Source organism: Candidatus Poriferisodalis sp. (assembly GCF_965208485.1).
Lineage (GTDB): Bacteria > Actinomycetota > Acidimicrobiia > Acidimicrobiales > Poriferisodalaceae > Poriferisodalis.
Map to the genome: position 1 here is coordinate 1142994 of NZ_OZ242344.1, position 18962 is coordinate 1161955.

19 protein-coding genes are annotated in these 18962 nt (G+C 68.0%); 10 read left to right on the forward strand and 9 right to left on the reverse strand.

Annotated features, from left to right (window positions below):
* Window positions 1-125: 125 nt before the first annotated feature.
* From ACOGXQ_RS05145 to ACOGXQ_RS05160, 4 genes are all read left to right on the forward strand, one after another.
* On the forward strand, window positions 126-1466 hold the full coding sequence (locus ACOGXQ_RS05145; protein ID WP_419946365.1) for a magnesium transporter: 1341 nt from the start codon (window positions 126-128) through the stop codon (window positions 1464-1466).
* 216 nt (window positions 1467-1682) lie between these two features.
* On the forward strand, window positions 1683-2888 hold the full coding sequence (locus ACOGXQ_RS05150; RefSeq protein ID WP_419946366.1) for a potassium channel family protein: 1206 nt from the start codon (window positions 1683-1685) through the stop codon (window positions 2886-2888).
* A gap of 74 nt (window positions 2889-2962) precedes the next feature.
* The gene (locus ACOGXQ_RS05155) at window positions 2963-3820 is read left to right on the forward strand and encodes a PIG-L family deacetylase (RefSeq protein WP_419946367.1); all 858 of its coding nucleotides are present in this window, start codon (window positions 2963-2965) and stop codon (window positions 3818-3820) included.
* Window positions 3817-4170: an SCP2 sterol-binding domain-containing protein gene (locus tag ACOGXQ_RS05160; protein WP_419946368.1), complete on the forward strand. Its 354-nt coding sequence runs from the start codon at window positions 3817-3819 to the stop codon at window positions 4168-4170. Before ACOGXQ_RS05155 ends, ACOGXQ_RS05160 begins: the two co-directional genes overlap by 4 nt.
* A gap of 43 nt (window positions 4171-4213) precedes the next feature.
* Here ACOGXQ_RS05160 and ACOGXQ_RS05165 read toward each other — a convergent pair whose 3' ends face one another.
* From ACOGXQ_RS05165 to ACOGXQ_RS05180, 4 genes are all read right to left on the reverse strand, one after another.
* A complete protein-coding gene (locus ACOGXQ_RS05165; RefSeq protein WP_419946369.1) occupies window positions 4214-5065 on the reverse strand; it encodes a ChbG/HpnK family deacetylase in 852 nt (283 codons plus the stop codon).
* Window positions 5066-5074: 9 nt separating this feature from the next.
* Window positions 5075-5653 carry a thermonuclease family protein gene (locus tag ACOGXQ_RS05170; RefSeq protein WP_419946370.1) on the reverse strand — a complete coding sequence of 193 codons (579 nt, stop codon included), beginning with the start codon at window positions 5651-5653 and terminating at the stop codon, window positions 5075-5077.
* A 119-nt stretch (window positions 5654-5772) separates the two neighbouring features.
* Window positions 5773-6969 carry a steroid 3-ketoacyl-CoA thiolase gene (locus ACOGXQ_RS05175; RefSeq protein ID WP_419946371.1) on the reverse strand — a complete coding sequence of 399 codons (1197 nt, stop codon included), beginning with the start codon at window positions 6967-6969 and terminating at the stop codon, window positions 5773-5775.
* Between the two features lie 70 nt (window positions 6970-7039).
* Window positions 7040-7210, reverse strand: a complete 171-nt coding sequence (locus ACOGXQ_RS05180) for a hypothetical protein (RefSeq protein WP_419946372.1) — start codon at window positions 7208-7210, stop codon at window positions 7040-7042.
* A 418-nt stretch (window positions 7211-7628) separates the two neighbouring features.
* On the opposite strand from ACOGXQ_RS05180, the gene ACOGXQ_RS05185 reads away from it, so the two are divergent.
* The 4 genes from ACOGXQ_RS05185 (at window position 7629) to ACOGXQ_RS05200 (ending at window position 12882) form a co-directional block, all read left to right on the forward strand.
* Window positions 7629-9125, forward strand: coding sequence for an amidase (locus tag ACOGXQ_RS05185; RefSeq protein WP_419946373.1), 1497 nt, complete (start codon window positions 7629-7631; stop codon window positions 9123-9125).
* Between the two features lie 201 nt (window positions 9126-9326).
* The gene (locus ACOGXQ_RS05190) at window positions 9327-10727 is read left to right on the forward strand and encodes an amidase (RefSeq protein WP_419946374.1); all 1401 of its coding nucleotides are present in this window, start codon (window positions 9327-9329) and stop codon (window positions 10725-10727) included.
* Entirely contained in the window at window positions 10724-11233 is a 510-nt protein-coding gene (locus ACOGXQ_RS05195) for a hypothetical protein (RefSeq protein ID WP_419946375.1), read from the forward strand. The genes ACOGXQ_RS05190 and ACOGXQ_RS05195 overlap by 4 nt, the downstream gene beginning before the upstream one ends.
* A gap of 257 nt (window positions 11234-11490) precedes the next feature.
* On the forward strand, window positions 11491-12882 hold the full coding sequence (locus tag ACOGXQ_RS05200) for a M15 family metallopeptidase (RefSeq protein WP_419946376.1): 1392 nt from the start codon (window positions 11491-11493) through the stop codon (window positions 12880-12882).
* 163 nt (window positions 12883-13045) lie between these two features.
* Here ACOGXQ_RS05200 and ACOGXQ_RS05205 read toward each other — a convergent pair whose 3' ends face one another.
* Window positions 13046-13336 carry a hypothetical protein gene (locus ACOGXQ_RS05205; RefSeq protein WP_419946377.1) on the reverse strand — a complete coding sequence of 97 codons (291 nt, stop codon included), beginning with the start codon at window positions 13334-13336 and terminating at the stop codon, window positions 13046-13048.
* Between the two features lie 87 nt (window positions 13337-13423).
* Here ACOGXQ_RS05205 and ACOGXQ_RS05210 point away from each other — a divergent pair, with 87 nt between their 5' ends.
* Both ACOGXQ_RS05210 and ACOGXQ_RS05215 read left to right on the forward strand, forming a co-directional pair.
* On the forward strand, window positions 13424-14707 hold the full coding sequence (locus tag ACOGXQ_RS05210) for an acyl-CoA dehydrogenase family protein (RefSeq protein ID WP_419946378.1): 1284 nt from the start codon (window positions 13424-13426) through the stop codon (window positions 14705-14707).
* A gap of 10 nt (window positions 14708-14717) precedes the next feature.
* Complete coding sequence (locus tag ACOGXQ_RS05215) at window positions 14718-15569, forward strand: LLM class F420-dependent oxidoreductase (RefSeq protein ID WP_419946379.1); 852 nt, start codon at window positions 14718-14720, stop codon at window positions 15567-15569.
* A gap of 21 nt (window positions 15570-15590) precedes the next feature.
* Here the strand turns inward: ACOGXQ_RS05215 and ACOGXQ_RS05220 are convergent, their stop codons facing one another.
* The 4 genes from ACOGXQ_RS05220 to ACOGXQ_RS05235 form a co-directional block, all read right to left on the reverse strand.
* Window positions 15591-16715, reverse strand: a complete 1125-nt coding sequence (locus ACOGXQ_RS05220) for a DUF1214 domain-containing protein (protein WP_419946380.1) — start codon at window positions 16713-16715, stop codon at window positions 15591-15593.
* 13 nt (window positions 16716-16728) lie between these two features.
* Window positions 16729-17952: a sulfotransferase family protein gene (locus ACOGXQ_RS05225; protein WP_419946381.1), complete on the reverse strand. Its 1224-nt coding sequence runs from the start codon at window positions 17950-17952 to the stop codon at window positions 16729-16731.
* Window positions 17953-18234: 282 nt separating this feature from the next.
* A complete protein-coding gene (locus ACOGXQ_RS05230) occupies window positions 18235-18669 on the reverse strand; it encodes a type II toxin-antitoxin system VapC family toxin (protein ID WP_419946382.1) in 435 nt (144 codons plus the stop codon).
* Window positions 18666-18902, reverse strand: coding sequence for a type II toxin-antitoxin system Phd/YefM family antitoxin (locus ACOGXQ_RS05235; protein ID WP_419946383.1), 237 nt, complete (start codon window positions 18900-18902; stop codon window positions 18666-18668). Before ACOGXQ_RS05235 ends, ACOGXQ_RS05230 begins: the two co-directional genes overlap by 4 nt.
* Between the last annotated feature and the right edge of the window lie 60 nt (window positions 18903-18962).

The window sequence follows — 18962 nt, forward strand, 5'->3', positions numbered from 1 at the left end:
GTGTGAAGAATCGGACGGCTCGCGGTGACGCGAGTCCGCCACGCCGCGGCGCTGCATGTCACAGCCCGGAGCGGCGGCGCGGCGATCGCGCGATCCGCTCCCCGCAAGCCGCGCGGAACCGGCGGGTGCGGGGCAAGGCCGCCCACATCGGCCGTGAGGGCGCCCGGCTGGGTCGCGAGAGCGCACGGCTCGTCGGGCGGGCCAGCGCATTCGGGCGGGCCCGAGTGCTGCGCCCAGTGGGCCGTCTGCATCCGCTGGGCTTCTTGCGCGGCCTGCTCGGCCCCGACGTCACCGGTGCCCGCCAGAGTCTCACAGCGCTGGCAGTCAGCAGCCTGACTGCCACTGCGGCAGGCGTCCTGCTCGCAGCGGTCACCGGCACGCTGGAGCGGTTGCCGGGCCTGCTCGTGCTCGTCCCCGCCGCGATCGGCATGCGCGGCGACATCTTCGGCGCACTGGGCAGCCGCCTCGCCACCACGATTCACGCGGGGACCTTCAGGGCCACGGCTCGCAGCGACACGATCGTGGGCCAGAACATCATCGCTGCGGCCGTGCTGACACTGGTGACCGCCGTGGGGCTCGGCGTCATGGCCAAGGTGATGGCACCGGTGTTCGGCCTGTCGGACATCATCGGCATCACCGACCTCATCGTGGTGTCGGTCGTCGGCGCCCAACTGGCCTCGATTGTGGTGCTGGTCGTCACGCTCGGTCTCGCTGCCAGTTGCACGCGCCGGGGCTGGGACCTCGACAATGTCAGCGCGCCGCTCATCTCTGCGGTCGGCGATGTGGTCACGCTGCCGGCGCTCTTCCTGGCCACCTATCTGGTCGGCATCACCGCCCTCACACCGATCATTGCAGCCGCCAGTGTCGTGGGAGCTGCCGCTGCCATGTTCTGGGCGTGGCGCTCTGGACTCCAACAGCTCTGGCAGATCCTGCGCGAATCGATACCGGTGCTGGGCGCCGGCGGTCTCGTGCTCATCGTGGCCGGCGTGGTGATCGAGCACCGTCTCGAGGACCTTGCCGACAAGCGTGCCGTGCTCATCTTGGTGCCCGCATGTCTCGCCGCAGCGGGTGCCATCGGCGGAATCCTGTCGAGCCGGCTGTCGACCAAGCTGCATCTGGGCGTCATCGAGCCACGGGCGCTGCCTCAACGAGGCGCGCGTCTCGACATCCTGTTCGCTTTCACCCTGACGGTGCCCGTATTCGTGCTCAACGGCATGCTCGCGAGCGCCTTCGGCACCTTGTTCTCGCTGTCCACGCCCGGGATGCTGCGCCTAGTGGCCATCTCGCTCATCGGCGGCATGATCGCGACGGCGCTGGCGGGAGTCATCGCCTACTACGGCACGGTGGTGGCGACCCGCATCGGCGTCGACCCCGACACCTACGGCATCCCGCTGGTGAACAGCACGGTCGACCTTGCGGGCGCAGCGGCGCTCGTGCTCGCCGTCGGCTGGATCGGCCTGTCGTGACAGACGCGATGCCGCAGCTTGTCGTGAGACAGGCCAATCGCGCCGACTGTCGTGAATTCCTTCCTCACCCCATGTCTGCAGTGCCTACGCTTGGCACAGCGACCTGTCCGCCCCGGGTGAGAGCGTGTCCCCGACTTGAACGGAGTTCGTCGCGTCGCTTGCTGACGATCTGAAATGCGATCAGACCACGAAGACAGACCCCGAAACCTGAAGTCCATGCTCTCGGAAGCGAAGGACGCCTCCGAGCTCATGGTCGACTTGGCCTACGCCGCGCTCTACTTCGACGACGAAGGCATGGCCGATGCCGTGCTGGGACTCGAAGAGGACATGTCCGCGCTGGTGCACGAGATGCGTTCCCTAGCGATGCTGGCAGTACGCCATCCGCGCGAGGTCGACGGCATGAGCTCGGTGCTGCAAGTAGTGTCGTCCATCGAGCAGATCGCCAATGCCGCGGTGGATATCGCCAAGATCGTGCTGCACCATCTGGGCATCCCCCGCGCCCTCATCGTGGACTTGGCGCAGGCGGCCGAAGTGTCGCATCGGCTGGTAGTGGCCCCCGGCAGTCACTTGGCGAACCGGCCGCTGCGCGACATGGAGCTGCCGGTGGCCGTCGGAATGCGAGTGGTGGCGATCCAGCGCGGCCGCCGCTGGATCACTGACGTCGGCGGCGACAGCATCGTCGAGCCGGGCGACGTGCTGTTCATGCGCGGTGATCCCGCGGGCATCGTGCGCCTGCGGGAGCTGGCTGCCATGGAGCGCTGGAATTCCCCCAAGGCCGACGATGCGCACGCGCTCAGCGATCTCGACCGGGCCGTGGACACGCTCGTCGACATGAAGAACCTGTCGGAGGCCGCGATCGGGCTGGCCTATTCGGCTCTGGTGTTGGCTGATCTCTCGCTGGCACGCGAGGTCCGCTCGATGCAGGAACGGCTCGACGGCATGAAGGTCTCGATGCAGACATGGGTGCTGCGTGCGGCTGCGGACATGGCCGACATGCCAGACGCCGACCCAGCGGGGTTGCGCGGGTTGCTGCATGTCGCCGAGGCGGCTGAGGACATCGGCGATCAGGCTCGCAACATCACCTCGCTCGTGCTGGAGGACGAGGACATCCACCCGGTGCTTGCGCTCGCACTCGGCGACACCGACGACGTCGTCGTGCAGGTGCCGGTCGCGCCGGGATCAGAAGCGGACGACTCGACGCTGGGATCGCTGGGCCTGGCGGTTGATCCCGGCTATCACGTGCTGGCCATCCGCCGGTCTGCCAGCTACATCTACAACCCGCCGCGCACGGTGCGCCTGTGGGTCGGCGACGAGTTGCTGGCGTCGGGACCTGAGGAAGGGCGCGACCGGCTGGCCGCCGTCTGCGGGTACGCCATGGACGTCGACGACGAGACTGGAGTGGTCGAGCTGACGCCGATGTGAGTTCCGCTGAGATCTTGGCAGACAGCGCGGGGCGGACGGCCAGCACAGCGGCGACGCCGATAGGTTGACCGCCGATGTCGCTGGACACCGGACTGTCGATCCTTGCGGTGCATGCGCACCCCGACGATGAAGCGTCGAAGGGGGCAGGCACCATTCGACGCTATGCCGATGAAGGCATCCGCACGACGCTGGTGTGCTGCACCGGCGGCGAGGAGGGCGACATCCTGAACCCAGCCATGGACCGGCCCGAGGTCACTGCGAATCTGGCCGAGGTCCGCCGTGCCGAGCTCGACGCCTCTGCGGTCGAAATCGGCTACGACGAGGTCGTCATGCTCGGCTACCGCGACTCGGGCATGCCCGACACCGAGTCCAACGCCCGCCCTGACGCCTTTGCGAACGCCGATCTCGACGAGGCGGTCGCCAAGCTGGTCACAGTGATCCGCCGGGTGCGCCCGCAGGTCATCCTGACGTACCCGCTGGTGCAGTCCCGCTATCCCCATCCCGATCACCTGCAGGTCACGGCCATCTGCATTCCCGCCTTCGCCCATGCCGGCGAGTCGGCGTGGCGTCCCGAGTGCGGCCCACCCTTCACGCCGATGAAGATGTATGCGCCGGTGTGGTCCCACAAGCGCATGAAGCTCATCCACCAGGCCTTCCTGGACCTCAGCCTCCCCTCGCCGTTCGACGAGAAGTGGCTGGGGCGTCCCAGCCGGGACGATCGCATAACGGCCGTCATCGAGGTCGACAACGCGGTGCGGCGCAAGGCGCTGCTGGCTCACGCCACCCAGGTCGACCCCGGCTCGCCGTTCTGGTTCGGCCTGCCCGACGACGTTGCCGATGCCATTCATCCCCGCGAGGAGTACATGCTCCTCGAGTCGCGCATCCCCACGGAGCCGATGGAATACGACCTCTTCGCCGGGCTGCGTCCGTGAGCTTCCTGGACGACGAGTTCCTGTCGGCGTGGGCAGACGCCGGCCATGAGCCGTTGGGCGGCGTCTCGGGCACCGTGGTGATGAAAACCAGCGGCGGTCCCGAGGGCAAAGTCGCCGTCAGCCTGATCTTCGAGTCCGGCGTCCTGCGGTCTGCGTCTGCTGGTGCCACCAGGGGCGCTGATCTGACCCTGGAGGCGCCGTGGCAGCTCGCAGCCGATGTGGTGCGCGGCGATGCCGACCCCGCCCAGCACTACATGGCAGGCGATCTCAAGGCGTCCGGCGACATGGCGCTGTGGCTGGAGCTGCTTCCGGCCTGGCGGGCCGCCGGTGCGCTCGGAGCGCCGGCTTGATCCGGCGCTCCCTCGGAGTCGGGCAGACGCAACGGCGCTTGGCTCAGCGACGGTCCGTCTCGGCCCGCTGCAGCCGCCGCAGCCCCCGGTAGCCGATCAGCTTGATGCCGCTGCGCTCGAGGAAGGTGCGCAGTTCAGCGTTGTCACGCAGGTGCAGCAGGTCCTCGACACGGGACCCCCACTCGGCGGTCAGCGACCGCAGTTCCGGCAGGTCTGCTGCGGGCTGCAACTGCAGCTCGGTCACGCCCGGCCCGAGCGAGTCGAGCAGCGCCTCGATGCGGCGGTAGCGGCCCATCGCGCCCGGCGCGATGCGCATCACCCGGTCCGGTGTCACCACCCCTGCTGCCGCAACAAGGTCTTCGAGGGGGAAGCCCAACTGCCTCCGGGCGCCGGTCTCGATCAGCCGTGCCGGCAGGCCGAACTCGACCGCCAGCTCCAAGTACACATCGAAGAACTCGGGCCGCACGCTCAGCACATCGAGGTGGCTGTCGAGATGGGTGACGTCGAATCCCCACAGGATCGCCCGCTCGATCTGTGCCCGGCATTCCCGGCGGACCTCGTCAAGGTCGGCGTGATCCCAGACGTCGGACACCGTGGCAGGCATCCCACCGTTGCCGTCCAGCAATGACGGGGCCTGGGTGATCGGCCCCCACCGGTACAGCTCGAACTCTGCGTTCAGGGTGAGCGCGACGCCGACATCCTCGCCGCGGAACCGGGCGGCCGCCTCGCGTGACCACGGGCATGGCACGAGCAGTGTCCCCGTGGTCGCCAAGCCGTCGCGCAGTGCGGCATAGACGCCCTCGTTCATGGCATGACAGCCGCCGAGCCCGGCGACGCTGATGATCAGCAGCCTGTCTTGAGGGCCGTAACCGAGCCGCTCGGCAAGCGGTGCCACGCCGACAAGCTAACCCGCGCTCGCAAGCGGCTGATCCGGCCCGCCGCAGTCCGACCAGATGCCCCGATCAGCAGCCCGGGCATCCGCTTGGGCCGCGTCGAGCACGGCCCGGTGATGGGTGTTGGGCTCGAAGTGCATGGTGGCGGCGTAGCCGTCGAGCACGAGATAACGGTTCACGAACAACCCGTCGTCGGCCCGGTACACGTAGGCCAGCAGCCGGTCGTAGCGGTCATAGGGCTCGTCGTCGCGCTGGAGGAATACCTCAGTGCCGGGCGGCAGCAGTTCGGACGTTCGCCGGGTGGCGGCATCGCCCCCGCACTCGGCCGGCAGGTAGCCGCCGGTCTTCTCGGGCGTGTCGATGCCGAGGAATCTCACGGTGGCTCGACGCCCGTCCAGATCGACGTCCATCGTGTCGCCGTCGATCACCGCCAGCACGACGGCATTCGGCGGCAGCGCTCCGCTGGGAGCAGCGACATCCGATCTGCTCGCCGTCTCGGACAGCACCGAGAGAACGGTCCGGGCAGCCGGTGCGGACTCGTCGTCATTGAGGTGCTGCCAACCGGCCAACCCACCTGCGCACGCTGCCACGACCGCCGCGACTTGGATCGCTCTGCGTCCGCCCTTGGAGCGACTGGTGCTCGGGCAGCGGCCGACGCCGCCGAATTCGGCGCCAGCCGGGCCGGACCCCGAGAATGCCTTGCCGTCGCTCAGAGCCGCTCGATGATGGTGCCGGTGCCGAGCCCGCCGCCGCAGCACATCGTCACCAGCGCAGTGCTCTTGTCGGCGCGGTGCAGTTCGTGCACTGCCTTGGTCAGCAGAATTGCTCCGGTGCCGCCGAGCGGGTGGCCCAAAGCGATCGCACCGCCGTTGGGGTTGACGGTGTCCATGTCGGGGTTGATCTCGCGCTCCCAGGCCAACACCACCGACGCGAACGCCTCGTTGATCTCGACAAGGTCGATGTCGGACATCGCCATGCCGTTGCGATCGAGCAAGTAGTTGGTGGCTTCGATCGGCCCGGTCAGCATCAGCACGGGATCGCTGCCGACCAAGCAGGTGTCGACGATGCGGGCGAGCGAGCGCAGCCCCAGTTCGGCGGCACGACCAGCTCGCATCAGCAGCACCGCTCCCGAGCCGTCGCTGATCTGCGACGAGCTGCCGGCGGTGTGCACGCCGCCGTCCATCACGGGCTTGAGCCCGGCAAGCCCCTCCGCCGTAGTGGGCCTGATGCCGCCGTCGCGCACCACATGGCGGATCTCGTCGGTGGGCTTGCCGTCGTCATCGAGCACCGGAGCATCGATCTCGACGATCTGGGTGCCGAAGCGGTCTTCTTCCCACGCCCGGGCGGCGTTGTTCTGGCTGCGCAGGCCGTAGGCATCGCACTCCTCGCGGCTGATGCCCCATTTCTTGGCCATCATCTCCGCGCCTTGGAACTGCGTCGTGTACTCGTAGTGCTCCTTGTAGCGGGATGTCGCTGTGCGCTGACCCTTCTTGTAGCTGGAGCCCATCGGGTTTCGCGTCATCGACTCGACGCCGCATCCAATAGCGGAATCGGCCACGCCGCTGCGCACGAGACCGTACGCCAAGGTTGTGGCCTGCTGACTTGACCCGCACTGCGCGTCGACCGTGGTGGCAGCTACCGAGAGCGGGAAACCGGCGCCCAGCCACGCTGTGCGCGCGATGTTGGCCGTCTGCTCGCCGGCTTGGCTGACGCAGCCGCCCACGAGTTGACCGATGCCGGCTGGGTCGGCCTGGGTTCGCTCCATCAGCGACGTGAGCACGTCGCTGAGCAGGTCGGAGGGATGAATGCCGCTCAGATCGCCTCCGCGGCGGCCGACGGGGGAACGGACGGCGTCGACGATGACGATGTCGCCGTCGTGGATCTGGGAGGTGGAAGCGCTGCTCATGGCCGGAACTGTACCTGCGCGCCTGCACACCCCGCCCGAGGGTTTGCTGTCGTGGAGTTCCCAGCGGTGCTCAAGCGGCGTCGAGGTCGATATCCGGCGGGCGTGCCGTCGAAGCCAGCACCTCGCGCGCCCGTGCCACACCAGCCAAGCCGACCTGGCGGGTGGCCCGGCTCAGCCGGTGCGGCGTCCGGCCAGTCGACACCAACCGGAGCTGGGGTCCGAGTTCAAGCTGTTCTGCCATGCGTCCAGTACATCGAGGGGGTGTGACAGCCAGGATGTTTGGGTCGGCGGTTGGATGAATCACCCTAGGTTCGATGGGGTCCGATGGGTCCGGCTCGGCTGCTGAGCTGCAGGCAGGCCACCGACCGCGACAACCGGTTCCGCTTGGAACCGCCCAGTGCCTGCGACCGTCCGAATCCCGCGCCATCACGCAAGCCGAGACGCGCCAAGCCCAAACGACGACATGCGCCGGACCGAAGACCAGAAAACCAGAACAGTCAACAACAATCATCCAGCACGCATATCGAAGTAGGCCATCTCGACGGGGAATGCGTGCTGTGATGCCGCCGCAATGGCCCGCAGCCTTGCATCCGGCTGGTGACAGCTGAAACTCTTCGCTTCGGGTTCGAGCAATCGACAAGCCGAGTACGTTGCTCAGCGTGAACGGGATCTCGAACCAGGACGTCGCGACTGCCACATCTCCGAGTGCTCTTGGGGAAGACCTGCCTGACGGCGTGGCTACCCACGAGCTGTTCGCCTCGGGCGCGGCCTCGGCAGTCGAGCTGCTCGACGAGGCCATCGCCCGGGCAGACCGGTGGAACCACCAGATCAACGCCATCATCGGGCGCCTCGACGACAGCGGGCGTCAAGCAGCTGAACGACTCGACGACACGCGCAGCGCAGGAGATTGGAGCGGCTCGCTGGCAGGCGTTCCCTTCCTGACCAAGGATCTGACCTGCACAACGGAGGGTCAGCCCTACCACGCAGGCAACGCAGCGCTCAAGGAGGCAGGGCACGTCGCGTCGAGCACGTCGCACCTCGCCACGATGTTTGCCGAGTTGGGACTCGTGAACTTCGGGCGAACGAACACGCCCGAATTCGGTCTGACCATCACGACCGAGCCGCTGGCCTACGGGGCGACGGCCAACCCTTGGGACACCGGCTATTCGACCGGCGGTTCCAGCGGAGGCTCGGCAGCAGCGGTGGCGACCGGCATCGTGCCCATCGCCCATGCCAACGACGGGGGCGGCTCGATCCGCGTTCCCGCAGCGAACTGCGGACTGTTCGGGCTCAAGCCGAACCGGGGCCGCGTGTCGCTGGGACCCGAGGGGGGCGACGGCTGGGCCGGGTTCAGCGTCGACGGCGTGGTGAGCCGCAGCGTCCGCGACAGCGCCCGGGTACTCGACGGCATCAGCCGACCGTGGCCGGGCGATCCGTACTGGGCGCCACCCCCGGCAGGCACGTTCGAGGCTGCAGCGGGGCGCGAACCGCAGCCGCTGCGCGTCGGTCTGTGCCCGCACTCCGGGTGGGGCCCGACTGATCCCGAGTGCGCCGGGGCAGTCGAAGACGCCGGACGACTGCTGGAGAGCCTCGGTCACCAGGTGGAGTATTCGAAGCCCGATGAGTTGTTCGATGACGACTTCTTCGAGCACTTCCGCACCGTCGTGGCGGTGTGCAATGTGGTGGCTCTGGCTGGCTACGAGGCGGCGCTGGGCCGAGCGATGAACCGGGAAGACACCGAAGGCGACACTTGGGCGCTGATGCAGATCGGCCGCGACATCAGCGGAACCCAGTACCTCTCAGCCGTCGAGTGGTGCCACGCGTGGACCAGAGCGGTGGCCGCATGGTGGAGCGACCATGACGTGCTGATCTCGCCGATCATGGCCGAGCCGCCGCCCCGGCTCGGCGAATTGCGCAGTCCTGAGACCGGCCGCGATCGGCTCACGGACCTGCTGCAGTTCACGCCGCAGTTCAACGTGACCGGCCAGCCGGCAATGTCAGTGCCCCTGCATTGGACCGCTGCCGGCCTGCCCGTCGGCGTGCAGTTCGTCGGTGCCCACGCCAGCGAGGAACTGTTGCTGTCGCTGGCGGGCCAACTCGAGCAGGCTGCGCCGTGGGCCGACCGCACACCCCCCGTGTGGGCCGGAAGCGGCTGAGGCCCGCTTGCTGAGGCTGGAGCATCGGAGAACGGCGACATGCCCGCCGACAGAGACTCCCTTGGCATACGGCCGGACGAACGACGCTCCCTCGACGTACATTCCGCCGATCTGCGTTCCTCCGACGCGACAGCGCTGGCGCAAGCGTTCGCATCCGGTGAAACGAATCCAGGCGAGGCGATGCATGCCGCTCTCGAACGAATGGAGAGTCTGAATCCAGCACTGAACGCGATCATCCATCCCCGGCCCGAGTGTGCACTGGCCGAAGCGGACGAGGCCATGTCGCGCTGGCAAGCACGCCAGGCGGGACAGCATGAAGCACCGAGCTCACAGGCGTCGCGATCACAGAATGTCCCGTTCGACGGTGTTCCGATGGCGGTCAAGGACCTCGGCTGCGAGCAAGCCGGCGAGTACCACCATGCCGGCGCCCGATTCCTGGTCGATCTGGGCTGGCGCGGCACCGTCGACAGCCATCTGTACCGGCAGCTCCGCAGCGCCGGGCTGATCTCGGTGGGGCGCACGAACACGCCTGAGTTCGGCACCACCATCACCACCGAGCCTGCTTCCTACGGCCCCACGGCAAACCCGTGGGCGCTCGACCGCTCGCCGGGCGGTTCCAGCGGCGGTTCCGCGGCGGCGGTGGCCTCGGGCATCGTGCCGATCGCGCACGGCAACGACGGGGGCGGGTCGATCCGCATTCCTGCTGCCGCCTGCGGCCTGGTGGGCCTCAAGCCGACCCGGGGCCGAGTTTCGACTGCGCCCCGACTGGGCGAGCACCGCGGCGGCTTCGCGGTGGACGGGATGCTCACGCGGACCGTGCGCGACGCTGCGCGGTGCCTCGACATCATCAGCCGCCCCGCGCTAGGCGATCCCTATGTCGCTCCCCCGCTGGGCAGCGGAGAGACGTTCTCTGGCGCGCTGATTGCGCCTGTGCCGCCGCTGCGCATTGCAGTGTCAGCGGGACCGCGGGGCCGCGCCGGCGAGCCGGTCCGGCACGCCCTCACCCAGGCAGCGGCGCTGCTGGATGCGCTGGGCCATCACGTCGAGCCCGACACCGCTCCCGACGGCTGGCACACCCCGGAACTCGCCGACCACACCATCGTCGTTCGCACCGTCGCCATGGCCACCGAGTTGGCAGGATGGACCGAGCGGCTGGGCCGCCCGATGACCGCCGACGACATCGAGCCGGCCAACTGGTGGTCCGCAGAATTGGGCAATTCGCTGCCGGCGGCCGCCTATGTCGGCGCACTCGAAGAACTTGCCCGCTGGCGCCGACGGGTCATGGCGTTCTGGCAGCCCGGCGGCTTTGACCTGCTGGTGACACCGGTGCTCGCCGACGTCACACCGGCACTCGGCTATCTGGCCGACCCGACCGACGGCGCGCGTCGGGTCGCTGAGCTGGCTGCGTTCGTGAACCAGGCCAACGTCAGCGGGCAACCGGTCATCTCGCTGCCGACAGCCTTCGACCCGGCCGGTGGGCCGCTGGGAATCCAGCTGCACGCCGGGCACGGGAATGAGCAACTCCTGCTGGCCGTGTCCCAGCAGATTGCCGATGCCGGTGGGCTGATCCCGCTCCGCGACCTGCCCGACTCGGAGTCATGACGCCCTCGGACCGTGCCCTCGCACGGGCGGTCGAACTGCTCGGCGCCCTCGGCGTGACCGTGCGCCATGCAGTGGCGGTGACCGATGCCGCTACGGTCCGTGCACACCGGCAGGTCATGATCGTCAGGGTCGGGGCATTCGCACTCGGCACTGCACTGACCGTAGCGTGGGGCATCGGCTGGCTGGGAATCGTGGCGGCGGCCGTCGCCCACCAACTCCTGTTCAACATCCACCGGCTCCTCGCTGCCACCGACAGCGGGCTCGTGCTCGCCGACATCAGATTCCGGAGAGCGGCCATCGTGGACCGCTGGGACCTCGGCGCCGATGCAGACCTAGTGCTGCGCACCAACAGCCCGCGGGTGGAGGTTTCCATCAAGCCGACCTTGGACGGCAGCGGTGTCTCGCACGTCTGGACGGGGTACGTCAACGGCACCGACCTCGCCGGCTTCGAAGCCACCATCCGCGCAGCGGGCGGCGAGCCGCTGCGCCGCACCGCAGCGGACTGAGTCCCTGCCGGCGCGAGGGCCATGACCGATCCCGCAGCGCTTGCCGGTGCATCCGCACTGACGGGTCGGTGCACAACTGGCAGCACCACAGCGTTGCCGCCTGAGGGCTGCCTGAACGCAGGCTGAGAATCCGGCGGGCGACACCCGCAGACGATCCGCGATCGGTACCTTGGGCCGAAGGTTCCGGCCGTCGCCCGCGACAGCCACAGCTTGACGACGGAGCCGGTCCCGAGCCGGCTCCAGCGAGGACGCGCCCGGTGCGAGGTTCAGCGCCACAGTCACGGCCCCCGGCGGCACGCCGTGGGCTTGCACGCCGCTGGGTCGCAGCGCTCGCGTTTGCCTTGTTCGTCAGCGGCGTGCCCATCGCGGGCACCGGTGCGCAGTCCCAGCCGTCCGACGCGGAGCTGCGAGAGCGCCAGGAGCTGCTCGAACAGCAACAAGAGCAGCTGGAGGCCCAGCTTGCAGAGGAACGGCGAATTCGCGATGAGGCGCAGGCTCAGCTGCTCGCGAAGGTCTTGGAAGTCGACTTGGCGCAGGCCGATGTCAACGAGGTGCTCGAGGCCTTCGACCAACTCAAGCTGCTGGTGAACGACCAGCGCGCTGACCTTGAGCAGGCCGAGCTGGCGTTGGCTGCTGCGGAGGCGTCAGTGGAGGCTGCGCTCCATCGACAACTGTCGCTTGACGCCCTGCACGAAGAGCTGGGGCTGCGGGTCATCGATCTCATCGTGCAGACCTATATCGGCCACGACGCCTTGGTGGAGGGCTCCTATGGCCTGGTGCGCACCGGCGACATCTACGACGCCGCTCGTATCCGGGTGCTCATCGGCGCGGCACTCGGCGATCTGAATGTGACCGCTGACCAGCTGAGAGCCCTCACCATCGATGCCGAGCTGGCGCTGCGCGAGTTCCAGCGGGCCGAGGAACTGCGAGATGTTCGTCGCATCGAATCCGAGCGGGCGCTGGAGGATTTGCTCGACGCCGTCGAGCAGGAAGCCATCATTCTCACCGAGCTCGAGTACGTGCTTGACGCATTGCTCTACGAACAGGCAGCGATGCAGGAATGGAATGCCGAAGCCGCTGCCGATGCCGCCGAGACTGCCGACTTGGTCGCCAACGCCATCAGAGAGCAGAAGCAGATCGAGGCGGAGCTCAAGCGACGCAAGGAAGAGGAGGAACGGCGCCGACGCGAAGCCGAAGAGCGGGCCCGCCGGCTGCGTGAAGGCACCGCCGGACAGCCCACCGACAACAACATCGACCCCAGCGAGCTCACTTGGGTGGGCGGCATTCGAGTGCACGAGTCGATCGCCAACCAGGTTCAAGACCTGCTCGTGCATGCTGCCCGCGACGGACTCAGGCTGACTGGTTGGGGCTATCGCACGGCCGCCTCGCAGATCGCTCTCCGGCGAGCCCACTGCGGCACGAGTGAATGGGCGGTCTGGCAGAAGCCGGCCTACCAGTGCCGACCGCCCACGGCCCGGCCCGGGCGTTCCATGCACGAGCGCGGTCTCGCGATCGACTTCATCTACAACGGTCGCTCGATCTCCACCCGCAACAACGCAGGATTCCGCTGGCTGGCCGCCAACGCGGCTGCCTACGGCTTGCACAACCTGCCCAGCGAGCCGTGGCACTGGTCCACGAACGGCAGATGACGGGCCGAGCCGAGGAGAGACGCCGGGTCGATACAGGAGCAAGACCGAGCAAGACCGAGACAGGCTGATGTCGGCATCGATGGCGTCCGGACCGACGTAGTTCTAGCTGAACAGTCGTTGCAGCAGATAGCGGGCTGTTGCCATTGTCCAGCCGTGCTTGTCGCTACCGGTAGTGGGCGAACAGCTCTTCGATGACTTCGGTGATGCCTTCGGAGGTGTGGCCCCGGGAGATGTCGATCGTGGCCACATTGCCGTACACGTGGATGTGGTCGACGCCTCCCCGCTGGAACAGGCGCCACGCCAGCAGGTCGGCCGGATCCTCGGCACTGGCGGCGTCTCCAGCGCTGTTGTAGTAGCGGTGGCCCGTTCCCGTCAGCGGTCGGTTGGTCTCGAACTGCACCGTGCCCACACGGACCGACGACGGTCGTTCTGCTACTCGAACGGGCTGACCCATGGCCGATGAGCGTAGCGAGATATGTCGCTAGCTTGGGGCTGCTCGCATTCCGGAATTGCCACTGCTTGCACGAAACAGGAGCCCGACATGGCCGCTGCCGACACCGCTGAGATCACCGAGGAGCAGTTTGCTGCTGAGGCGCTGGATTTCTTGGAGGCCAACGCCAAGCGCAAGGCCGAGCGGCGAGGGTTCGTCTGGGGCGAGGGGCCCGACAACGCGGCACTCTTCGAGGAGATCGACCGCGAGCGCGAGCGCGCCGAGCTGGAGGCGTCGAAGGAGTGGCGTGCCGCCAAGTACGACGCCGGCTTCGGCTGGATCAGCGGGCCGGCCGAGCTGGGCGGCGGCGGCATGCCCCGCAAGTTCGAGCGCGTCTGGGGCCAGCTCGAGAGCCAGTTCGACACACCCGACGGCGGCTTCTTCGGCATCGGCCTGGGCATGGTGGCGCCGACGATCCTGGCCCACGCCGAGCCTGAGGTGTCCGCCGAGGTGCTGCCCCAGATGTACCGGGCCGACATCGTGGGCTGCCAGCTGTTCTCCGAGCCAGGCGCTGGGTCAGACTTGGCCAGCCTGCAGATGCGGGCCGAACGCGACGGCGAGGAGTGGATCCTCAACGGCCAGAAGGTGTGGACGTCGGGCGCGCACTATTCCGATATCGGCGAGGTGATCGCCCGGTCCGACTTCGACCTGCCCAAGCACCAAGGCCTGACTGGGTTCCTCGTGGACATGAAGGCTCCTGGGGTGGAGGTGCGGCCATTGCGGCAGATGACCGGCGGGGCCAACTTCAACGAGGTGTACTTCACCGACGTGCGCGTGCCCGACTCGCACCGCCTCGGCGAGGTGAACCAGGGCTGGGGCGTGGCGTTGACCACGCTGATGAACGAGCGGGCGGCCATCGGCGGCGGCTCGGGCGGCGGCACTGGTGGGGGCAGCTTCACCAAGCTGTCGGCCATGGCCGCCCACTACGGGATGGCCGACGACGCCCTGGCCCGCCAGAAGCTCGCTGAGATCTACACCCACGGCAAGGTGCTGGGCTGGTCGAACCAGCGCACGATGGATGCACTGCGCGCCGGCAAGACGCCAGGTCCCGAGATGTCGCTGTCGAAGATGGGACTTATCCGCCAGATGAACGCCACCTGCGAGTTCGTGGCCGACACCATCGGCCCGAAGCTGGTGGTCGACTCGGGCGAGTGGGGCACGTTCTCGTGGGCCGGCTACGTGCTGGGCTTCCCGGCGATGCGCATCGCCGGCGGCTCAGACGAGGTGATGCGCAACATCGTCGGCGAGCGTGTGCTGGGGCTGCCCAAGGAGCCCGGCATCGACACCACCAGCCCGTTCCGGGAGCTGAAGGTCGGCACCCAGCGCTCCGAGTGATTCGGCACTCATGAAGATCGGGCTGGCACCCACGAACAGCGACTACGGCCCGCCGACGGCCGAGATGGCGGTTGAGGCGGAGCAGCGGGGCTATGACTCGCTGTGGGTGGGCGAGCACAGCCACATTCCCGCCAGCCGGGAGACGGTTCACCCCGACGGGGGCGATCTGCCGCAGCTCTACTGGCACATGCGCGACCCGTTCGTCTCGCTGGCGACAGCCGCCGCGGCAACGTCGAAGATCAAGCTGGCGATGGGCGTGTGTCTGGTGCTCGAGCACGAGATCTTGGACTTGGCCAAGAGCGTCGCGACGCTGGACGAGGTGTCCGACGGCCGGCTGCTGTTCGGTGTGGGCGTGGGCTGGAACCGGGAGGAATTGGCCAACGTGTCGAACGTGCCGTGGTCGCAGCGCTACAACGCCATGCGGGAGACGGTTGAAGCACTGCGGCTGCTGTGGACCGAGCACGAAGCCTCCTACTCAGGCGAGTTCGTGAACTTCGCGCCTTCGTGGGTGTACCCGAAGCCGGCGCAGCAGCCCGGTCCGCCGGTGCTGGTGGGCTGCCGAGGGCGGATCGGGATGCGTCACGTCGCCGAGTATGCGGATGGCTGGTGCCCGCTCGATGTGGGCTTCAGGGACATCAGGGTCGGCATGGAGCGATTCCGGACCGCTGCAGAGGCAGCGGGCCGTGATCCCGACGGCATCCCGATCTCCATGTACTGCTACGCGAGCCCCGACGCCGAGAAGCTGGAGCTGTATCGCGAACTCGGCGTCGAGCGGATCGTCCTTGCCGCCCCCGACGGCGCGGAGCGCTTGGCGCGCTACGTCGACCGAAACCAGGACCTCGTCGACGCCTTCTCCGACTGATCTCGCAGTCGGCCGGGCCGGCTAGAGCCGGCCGCGCAGATCGGCGAGGGGCACGAGCTCGGCTTGGGGGGTCTCGATGTCGCCTTCAGGCAGCATGAAGCGCCAGAAGGCGATGCCGAATGGGCGACCCTCGGTGTCGAGCCAGTTGGGAACGCCCGGGTCAATGTGGGAGATCACGGCAGTGAAACGTCCGTCGGCGTCGGCGACCATCTGGGCGCGGTTGAGCGAGATGGAGCGGTTCGCGTAGTCGAGCGATTGCAGGTGGCGGTTCCACAGGCTGATGTTGGCGTAGCGGCAGCGAGGCCAGCGGCCGCGGATCACCAAAGCCTCGTCGGGTCCGACCACGAACGGCGCCAGGGCGTAGGCGGCGTCGGTGGCGGCCAGGCCGAGGTCGCCTGGAAGGCCGGGCGGCGGGAACTCGTTGGGCACGAGCGACACCCAGGATCGGGGCTCGCCCTGGGCCATCGGCACGCGGTCGGTGGTGAGCTCGCGAATAAACGCAGCGACTCGCCGGATGCCTGCGCTCACGGCGGAGTCGGACGGCCGCGGCGGTGGCGTGCCGTCGATGACTTCGATCTGCATCGCCGGCCACCGGTCCGGGTCTGTGCCTGCGTGCGTGGTGTCCTCGAAGTAGTGGCGGCTGATGATCTGCCCTTCCTCGGGCGGTGGCGCCAGCCAATTCCCCTGCTGGGGTTCGCCGCCGATGACGATCTCGAACCTGCCGTCGGCATCGACGTCCAGCGTCGTGTCGTTGAGCACGCCGAGCACCTGGTTGTCCATCGACCCCCAGCCGGCGCTCAACTCGACGGTGATCGACAGGTAGTCGGCGTCCTTGGTCTCCCCCCGCACCCGGTAGGCGTACTCGGCCGAGACCGGCGCCTCGAAGTACACCGTGTCGGGGTTGTCGCCGAGCAGCTTGCGGTTCGGCGTCACCAAGCGTTCGAAGCGGGGGGCGGACGGGTCGCGCTCGAACAGCCCCACCAGGCCCCACTGCAGGTAGTGCATGAGGGCACGGTGCGCCTCGACGGCGTCGTCGGCCGTGTACAGGTTCCACTCGGGCGACACCCAGCGTTCATCGGCGTCGCGCAGCACCTCACCCAGCTCGGCGAGGGCCCGGCGGGATTCGGTCTCGGGAAGCGGGTCCATGATCGTGGCCGGCTCAGCCCTCTGGGGGCAGGTCGAAACGCTCGATGTACTGGGCCGTGGCGTCGCGTATGCCCTCGGCGGTGAAGCCCCAGTCCTCGGGCTGGTAGCGATGCACGCCGTACTTGCCCTTGGGTTTGTGGTCCAGGTAGTCCCGTACAGCGGCGGCGTAGGCATCGGTCATCGACAGACCCATCTGCTCGAGCGCCACACCCAGCGTGGCCACCGGGTCAGTCACGAGCTGCACGTAGTTGACGTCCACGAATTGCTCGTCCGGCACCACGCCGGTTGCCCGCAGATTCACCGAGTCGTTGAGGGCGAACGCGAAGGCATCGTGCACGAAGTGCGCATTCCCGACGGCGTCGACGTCGCTGAAGCGCATCCAGTGGACCATGGCCGCGATATTGGCAGTGGAGGCCATCGTGCGGGCCGGATCGCGGTGGGTCTGGATCACCCAGGCGTCGCCGAAGGCTGCGAACAGCTGCGGCAGCACGAACAGGTGGCCGGGCGTCTTGAGCACCCATTGCGTGGGACCCCCGCCGTGCTGGAGCACCTGGAGGATCTGCCGCTCGTAGCTGTAGTTCACGTCCAGGTCGGGAATCCACTGCGTCAGCGGGGCGATCATGCTCCAGTGGAACCCGGCGAAGCTGCCGGTGGTGAGGGTGATGCACTCGACGGGCAGATCGGCCCGGAATTCGTGCATGGCCAGGAACTCGGGCTGGATGTCGGCCCAGAATTCCTGCTCGCACTGTCCCATCTCCAGCCGATCTGCGAGGCCCCCCTCGGGCAGCGGCACCGGGTGCAGCGCCTCGGCGCCGAGCGGGGCTCGCAGGTCGGGATGCAACCCCAGCAGCTCGAACAGGATCGAGGTGCCCGAGCGGGCCGGGCCGGCGATCATCACCGGCGAAGCCACGGGCTCAGCGGTGATCTGCGGCGTCGCGTCGATGGCTGCGGTGAGCAGCAGCCGGGTGCGCAGCGAGCGCAGCAGCTCCTGCTTGGTCATCAGCCGGCCCAGCAGGTGCATCGGCGAGGCGTCCAGCTCGGCAGACAGGGCCCCGAAACGCCTCTGCCAGCCCGGATCGCCCAGATCGCCGGCGGGCATGCCGCCGACAGAAGCTGTGGCCAGCTTCAGCAGTTCACCGGTGTCGATGGGCACCAGATCCTGGGGTCGCCCCCCGATCGAGTCGCCCATGAGGTTGATGCGCCGCACCCAGTCAGGCCGGGTGTAGCGCTCCCCCATGGACGGAAGTGCATTGCTTTCATGAGACATACGGGCGGCAAGGTATCAGCACGCCGCGGCCACGAACGGCCGAACCCGTGCCGCCAATTCGTGTGCACGGTGGAAGACTGTCCTTGTGAATCTGGACGCGGCGGCGCTGATCGAGCGGCTGACAGCGCAAGGCGTGATCTCTGCTCCGGTGAGCAGCGATCGGCCCCGAGCAACCGGCCAGCGGCTTCCGCGACCTCATTCGCCCCTGTCCGAGTTATTGAGCGGCCAACGGCGCTGAAGGCTGATCGTCGCCTACTTCGAGGCGGCTCCTGACACGGGCAATACAACAATCTCAAGATCAGTGATGCCTTCGAAGTCCGCAGGATTCGCTGTGTACAGCGGCAGTCCATTCGAGATTGCTGTGGCAGCTATAAGCGCGTCGTAGGCCCGTGCTGCACGCTTGCGTCCGGAAGCCCGCAGGTCTGAGGCGACCTGACCGAAGACCCTGGCAGCAGCATCGTCGAACGGAAGTGGATCGAAGTCGGCCTCCGCCTGCTGCAGATGAGCTTGGAGCCCCGCGCGCTCGGCCGCGTCTGGAGCCACCAGCGGCCCGACGGACAGCTCAGCAAGCGTGATGGCAGTGATGGTCGGTTCGGCGGGCAGCATCCCGGCGTCGGCCATCCGCGGCAAGCCGATGACCGCATTGGTGTCCAGCACGCCACGGTCGTGCTGGTGCTCGACACTCACAGTGAGGGGTCCATCAGGTCATCGATTTCGGACCGGAGTCGGACGGGGTCGACATCGGGAAGCCGACGCCAGCGTTCGAGCAGTGTCGAGGCATCGAGCGCCCGGTGAGGCAGGGGACGCAGCTCCGCTACCGGCCGGCCAGACCGCGTGACGGTGAGCCGCTCACCCGCCTGCACACGATCGACGACATCGCCTCCATGATTGCGGAGCTGCCGGATGGTTACCTCGTCCATGACAGCAATGTATCACCCGTGATACAGCTTTCGGAGACCTACCCAGGTTCTGGCCATATG

Coding starts and splice junctions, on each gene's coding strand:
- ACOGXQ_RS05195 (WP_419946375.1), top strand. CDS start 10,724: ATGACGCCCTCGGACCGTGCCCTCGCACGGGCGGTCGAACTGCTCGGC.
- ACOGXQ_RS05190 (WP_419946374.1), top strand. CDS start 9,327: ATGGAGAGTCTGAATCCAGCACTGAACGCGATCATCCATCCCCGGCCC.
- ACOGXQ_RS05205 (WP_419946377.1), bottom strand. CDS start 13,336: ATGGGTCAGCCCGTTCGAGTAGCAGAACGACCGTCGTCGGTCCGTGTG.
- ACOGXQ_RS05215 (WP_419946379.1), top strand. CDS start 14,718: ATGAAGATCGGGCTGGCACCCACGAACAGCGACTACGGCCCGCCGACG.
- ACOGXQ_RS05225 (WP_419946381.1), bottom strand. CDS start 17,952: ATGGGGGAGCGCTACACCCGGCCTGACTGGGTGCGGCGCATCAACCTC.
- ACOGXQ_RS05210 (WP_419946378.1), top strand. CDS start 13,424: ATGGCCGCTGCCGACACCGCTGAGATCACCGAGGAGCAGTTTGCTGCT.
- ACOGXQ_RS05235 (WP_419946383.1), bottom strand. CDS start 18,902: ATGGACGAGGTAACCATCCGGCAGCTCCGCAATCATGGAGGCGATGTC.
- ACOGXQ_RS05175 (WP_419946371.1), bottom strand. CDS start 6,969: ATGAGCAGCGCTTCCACCTCCCAGATCCACGACGGCGACATCGTCATC.
- ACOGXQ_RS05180 (WP_419946372.1), bottom strand. CDS start 7,210: ATGGCAGAACAGCTTGAACTCGGACCCCAGCTCCGGTTGGTGTCGACT.
- ACOGXQ_RS05220 (WP_419946380.1), bottom strand. CDS start 16,715: ATGGACCCGCTTCCCGAGACCGAATCCCGCCGGGCCCTCGCCGAGCTG.
- ACOGXQ_RS05155 (WP_419946367.1), top strand. CDS start 2,963: ATGTCGCTGGACACCGGACTGTCGATCCTTGCGGTGCATGCGCACCCC.
- ACOGXQ_RS05150 (WP_419946366.1), top strand. CDS start 1,683: ATGCTCTCGGAAGCGAAGGACGCCTCCGAGCTCATGGTCGACTTGGCC.